The sequence below is a fragment of the Moorena sp. SIO4G3 genome (assembly GCF_010692305.1).
Taxonomy (GTDB): domain Bacteria; phylum Cyanobacteriota; class Cyanobacteriia; order Cyanobacteriales; family Coleofasciculaceae; genus Moorena; species Moorena producens_A.
Window position 1 is genome coordinate 1 of the sequence record NZ_JAAHIG010000529.1, and the last position, 5,035, is coordinate 5,035.

Here is a 5,035-nt window from a genome sequence, read left to right on the forward strand (position 1 = left end):
TAATCAGTGTAGTGATTATAGTCATTAGTATTGTAATCATTCTCAACTTTTGTGTTGAGAATTATATAGCTTGCTATTTTTTGTAATAACTAATACATTTTTTTCTATTTAAAATCTATCTATATAGTTAATTTGATATTGCCTTTTTCCTTTTCCCCCACTCGCTATTGCATCAAGACAGAGATTCTGTTCACAACTCAAATAGAAATGCTATAGCTATATGGTGACTTGGTAAGCAGGTAGGCAAAATAAACATCATAAATTGGGGATGCGCCCCTACAGGCTGTACACCGGTTCCACCTGTGCTTAATAAATAAGCATAATGATTATTGATACTTGCACCCCTCCGACAACTGGGAATTTCTAGATATATGAGTGAAAACCACAGATTTGACGGTAAGTTTGGGCAAAGATTGTTAGGGCTTGTCCAGCCTTACTGGTATCCACTATCGGATCAAACAGGAACGTTTCTAGGGCTATTACTGTTACTAATAGTATTCCTATTAATAATTTCTTTTACTATTGTCAGCCTCATTAGCTTAGGAGGACAGCACTATTTTCCAGAAATAATTAATAGTGTTGCTCCCGGTTTAGTGGACTCTGTTGCCATGATCAATAAGTCGCCAGCTATCTATTTCATTGGTGTACTTTTGCTGGCTACGATTGCTGCTTTTGCCTACTACAGGCAACAGTTACAAGCTCATTGGCAACCATGGTTGATGTCAATAGTGATAGTGTTGTTACTGCTATCAAGTACTGGGGTAAATGTCTTAAGCAGCTACTTAAATCGGGACTTGATCACCGTCATGGCTCGACACCAGGCGTCAAACTACCTGACCCTGCTCTTACTCTACAGCAGTTCCCTATTGGCCATTGTGCCCTTAATGGTGTTTTCCAACTACATCAAAAAGAGACTCTGTCTCGACTGGCAACAATGGTTAACCAAATATTTTCTCGATCAGTATCTATACAATAGAGCCTATTACGAACTCAAGACAAATCTTGATATCGATAACCCAGACCAGCGCATCTCCAAAGAAGTTGAATCCTTTACTCAAACCATCTTGGATTTTTGGGTTGCTATACTTAATCAAGTTGTTAATCTAATTGCTTACGGAATCGTTCTTTGGACGATTTCTAAACTACTGTTGACTGCTATGGTAGTCTATTCTCTGTTCGTCAACGTCAGCGTGATTTTTTTGAGTAAACGCTTAGTTGATCTTAATGGAGAAAAACTCGAATACGAAGCCAATTTCCGGTACAGTTTGGTTCGCATCCGCGACAATGCTGAATCAATCGCCTTCTCTCGTGGAGAAACCCAAGAATTGAGTTTAGTGAAGCAGCGATTTATTCAACTGATGCAGAATCTAAATCTGATTATCGACTGGCAGCGGAATATAGAATTCTTAACCATAGCGTATCAAAATTCTATCTTTATCATACCTTACTTGACTGTAGGATCATTGTATTTTAGTGGTCAAGTTGAGTTAGGGACAGTTACTCAAGCAAGTATATTGTGCTTTCAGCTTTCGGGGGCACTTGCAGTGATTGTACGTCGGTTTGATACCCTTAGTGCTCTTGCTGCGGTGGTTAATCGCTTAGCTAGCCTGGCGGAGGTTTTGGAAGCGCCGACAGCACAACAGAATGCTGCTAACATTATTAAGACAGTAGAAGACAACTGCTTTGCCCTCAAAGAAATTACCTTGCAAACTCCTAACAGCGAACAGACTTTGGTCAAAGATCTCTCGTTGTCAGTAGAACCGGGTGAGGGGACACTAATTATGGGGGCGAGTGGCTGTGGCAAGAGTTCTTTGCTAAGAGCGATCGCTGGGTTGTGGAACACAGGAACAGGCTGCATCATGCGACCTGCCGTGGAAGACATCTTATTTTTGCCTCAACGTCCTTACATGATTCCAGGATCCTTGCGAGAACAGCTGCTTTACCCAAATGCCAGCCGCGACAGTTCCTTGGAGGAATTGGAGTCCGTGCTGCACCGGGTTAACCTTTCTGAGCTGCTGGCCAAGGTGGGCAGTTTGGAAGTCCAATTAGATTGGAACAGTGTTCTTTCCCTAGGAGAACAACAGCGTCTAGCCTTTGCCAGACTCTTGCTGAATCAACCTCGCTATGCCTTCTTGGATGAAGCAACCAGTGCCTTGGATCAGCAAAACGAGCGGCATCTCTACCAGGAACTACAGCAAACCGAAACCACGTTTATCAGTGTTGGTCACCGAGAGAGTCTGCTGAAGTACCATCAGCAAGTTCTGGAACTATCGAGTGATTCTAGCTGGCAGGTGATTCCAGCCCAAAAGTTTGGTATTGAGCTCGGGAAGCTCCCAAATCCCCAATTTTCTTGAAATCCAATTTTCTTGAAAAAATTGCTAAAGTGATTTATTAGTCTGTGTAGTACATTGACACTCCCCGCTTTAAAAAGACGGGGATTCCTAGATCTACGACCGGCCTTAAACCTTTGCATCCTTGCGGCAATACCTAAACCGAAATCCCGTCAAGACTAAGATTTTAGTTTAGTTTACAAAAGACCCAGCGGGCTAGTCTCCTTAGGCGTTTAGTTACTTTTTGAGAAGTGCCTTAAAAGTCCGTTGCTTCCCTGTTTCACTCGGTTCCGGCGTGCCCCGCCGTACCGTTTATTTTCAAATTGTGATCTGGCTGGGTTCACACACCAATTGTTAGTTGATGATTAGGTTTTTAGAGAGGATTTTCCTTACCCTCTGGGCATTACTACTTAATGGTCAATAAGTTACGGGTCTCTCTCCCGGCTCAGCCACGGTTTTTCAGCCTGTACCCTATATTATTCTACCACGTCCAGATTAAGATTCCGGAAGCTTCTGAATTTTTTCACGGCGACTAAACTCGCTATTCACTTTCATCTCCGCTTTAAAAAGACGGAGCTTTCAGTGTTTAAATTTATAGTAACAACAATAGACTTCGCCGCAGTTGCCTGGAACTTCGGATCAAGAATTGACCGAAACATTATCAAAAAAGCGATGCAGCCAGGTTTGTTGATGTTTCTATCAGCTGTGTAAGTCCTAGATTGATTAGTTACAATTAACCCACTCTTGTAAGAGTGGGTTAGACAAAAAATCTAAAGCTAACCACCAATGGCGTTGTTAGTACACGCCAGGATTATAGCGATCGTCGCCCGCATTATAAACCTCTGAGGTCTTAGTCACGGTAAACTTTTCAAGGTTAGCTTGTAACTTTTTCTTCTGCTTTGGCTTTAGTCCCTTAATGTTCAGAACATCTTCTACTGAGTCGTAGGGTGCATTTTTAATAATCTTTTTAGCCAAGTTTGGGTAGAATCCGCGATATTTGCGAAACTTTCGCACATGAGTATTGTTCAGGTCAATCTTCTTACCAAACTCCGTGGCTAACTTGCGATCAGCCGCATTGCTCTTGGATGACTGAGCCTCATTGCTCTTGGATGACTGAGCCTCATTGCTCTTGGATGACTGAGCCTCATTGCTCTTGGATGACTGAGCGATTAAAGCGGTAGATGAGGGCAACGTTAAGTTATTTAACGAAAATGTGTCTGCTGAAGACATAGGGGAAGCGATCGCACTTTGGGATAAGCCTAAGCAGCCCAAGCTAAGCACTAAGAGGCATAACACGGCCAGATGAACCAGTTTTTTCATCATAAAACTCCTTACTTACACAACACAGCACTAAGAGAAATTAATCTCTGTGGGTTTAGTTTAATTTTTGTTTCCTATCATCTCATAATATCGAAGTCCAGACACAAGACCTCAACTTTTTCCAGAATATCAGAAGTTACCACCCTAGTTCATTGACAAATGTTGCTTTGTAAGCTACTAGCTATCAGCTATAGCAAAGGGAACAGGGAACAGGGAACAGGGAACAGGGAGTAGGGAATATCGCATCAAAATTCTCTCAATTCCTACACGGATTGCTATATCAGGTATCAGCTATCAGGTATCAGCTATCAGCTTATGGGCTACAGATAGAGCTACTGTTCCCATAGCGTGGCCAAAGGCCAAGGCCAGGCTACGCCAATGGCTGACGGCTGACGGCTGACGGCTGACGGCTGACGGCTGAATAAAGAATTCCTAAGCAAATCCTAAAATAGATCTAAAAGCTGAGGGATAAACCTGACTTTTGTGGGACGATAACTATCCTGAGAAGAACAAATAGCAACAGGATTTAGCCATGACTCTACGATTGGGGGATACCGTACCCGACTTTACTCAGAATTCTAGCGAAGGTGAGATTAACTTGTATGAATGGGCAGGAGATAGCTGGGTGGTGCTGTTTTCTCACCCAGCCGACTTCACCCCAGTTTGCACCACCGAGTTAGGTATGGTTGCTAAACTCAAGCCCGAATTTGAGAAGCGCAATGTTAAAGTGCTAGCCTTGAGCGTGGATGATGTTGACTCCCACAAAGGCTGGATTGGAGATATCAACGAAACCCAGACAACAACGGTCAACTACCCGATTTTGGCGGATCCAGATAAAAAGGTGTCTGACCTTTACGATATGATCCACCCCAACGCTGACAACACCCTAACCGTACGCTCTGTTTTCGTCATCGACTCACAGAAGAAATTGCGGTTAGTGTTAACCTACCCTGCTAGCACCGGTCGTAACTTTGACGAAATCCTGCGAGTGATTGACTCCCTACAGTTGACCGATGACTATAAAGTCGCTACTCCCGTTAACTGGAAAGACGGGGATGACTGCGTTATTGTACCATCCATCAAAGATCCAGAAGAGTTGAAGGAACGGTTTCCCAAAGGATATGAGGTAATTAAGCCCTATCTGCGGATGACACCCCAACCGAACAAGTAATATCAAGTCTGGTTGAATACCCATAATAAAAGTGTGGGGAGGGTGGGGAGATGGGGAGATGGGGAGATGGGGAGATGGGGACCCACCCCATTCCCCTCCCAGGAGGGGAATGGGGAGATGGGGAGATGGGGGAGATTTGTATAAAGCGATGCAGCGCGGTCTTGGGGAGGCAGCGCGGTCTTGGGGGTCTCCCCCATGAGCGACTGCCGTGGTT

General features: G+C 43.9%; 3 protein-coding genes. 2 read left to right on the forward strand and 1 reads right to left on the reverse strand.

The window, feature by feature from the left end; genetic code table 11:
- Positions 1–371: 371 nt before the first annotated feature.
- A complete protein-coding gene (locus tag F6J99_RS41950; protein ID WP_293122576.1) occupies positions 372–2,354 on the forward strand; it encodes an ABC transporter ATP-binding protein/permease in 1,983 nt (660 codons plus the stop codon).
- Between the two features lie 771 nt (positions 2,355–3,125).
- On the opposite strand, the gene psbU is transcribed toward F6J99_RS41950, so the two are convergent.
- Positions 3,126–3,653 carry a photosystem II complex extrinsic protein PsbU gene (gene psbU, locus F6J99_RS41955; RefSeq protein ID WP_365975324.1) on the reverse strand — a complete coding sequence of 176 codons (528 nt, stop codon included), beginning with the start codon at positions 3,651–3,653 and terminating at the stop codon, positions 3,126–3,128.
- A 529-nt stretch (positions 3,654–4,182) separates the two neighbouring features.
- On the opposite strand from psbU, the gene F6J99_RS41960 reads away from it, so the two are divergent.
- Positions 4,183–4,821, forward strand: a complete 639-nt coding sequence (locus tag F6J99_RS41960; RefSeq protein WP_070396150.1) for a peroxiredoxin — start codon at positions 4,183–4,185, stop codon at positions 4,819–4,821.
- The last annotated feature ends 214 nt before the right edge of the window (positions 4,822–5,035 follow it).